Annotated in this window: 1 pseudogene; it reads left to right on the top strand. The window is 42.2% G+C overall.

Annotated elements, in window-relative coordinates:
- A pseudogene (locus ABUA47_RS24820) lies at positions 1 to 416 on the top strand (hypothetical protein); the annotation flags it as partial.
- Positions 417 to 848 lie beyond the last annotated feature (432 nt).

The following is an 848-nucleotide window of genomic DNA, read 5'->3' on the forward strand; positions in this document are numbered from 1 at the left end:
CCATCATAGCGTTAATAGCCTTTCTGATTAGCGGCACACTCGTCGGCATACTCCTGTTCAACAGCTTCGCAACAGAGCGGCGCAATAATGCAGAACTGACATACCTTCCGGACAGCATACAGGTTCCGTCGTTACAGGTAAGCACACCCGGATATATCCGCGACGCATATACGACCAACCGTAACTTCAAGAACATCCAAACTTCGCTGGAAACACAGCAACGGATTAATGCTGAACTTATGGATATCTGCAAGGCACAACAATCCCAGATTAATATACTGACAACTTGCTCCAAACAACAAGCGGCGGACATCGAACATTTGGAAAAGGAACGGAAAATCTACACATGGATGATTGCCCTTGCACTCCTGGTATTAAGTTCATTGCTCATCTGCCGATATGGGCGCAAGAATTAGGATATACGCAAAGATTCAGACTACATAGTCAATCTGCCAACGGTATCTGCCACTTTCATGCGGTGGATACCGTTTTTTCCGCATTCCGGCAGTAGTTTTCGTTCCGACGGGTACGTCCATCCCTGATGAAACGTCTTCTGAAAGTGCCATTACAATACTGGGAATCAATTCAATAGAGACACATCATCAACGGGGTACATTCCTAATCATATAGGACAGTGGCTTTATACACGAATATTAGTTTAAAACGTGTTAAAATGAAAACAACAGCCAAAAAAACGCGCTAAAAAATTTGGAGAAATGAAGATAAGCACTTATATTTGCTCACATCAAAGATGATGTTTTATTTTCTTCTCTTTTTCCCACAATAAAACTGAGTCCTCCGGAGGCTGAGAGGAAATTTCAAAAAATCGTTTTTGAGGTTTTCTCTTT

Source organism: Bacteroides sp. RTP31139st1_H2_RTP31139_211217 (genome assembly GCF_040227615.1).
Taxonomy (GTDB): Bacteria; Bacteroidota; Bacteroidia; order Bacteroidales; family Bacteroidaceae; genus Bacteroides; species Bacteroides uniformis.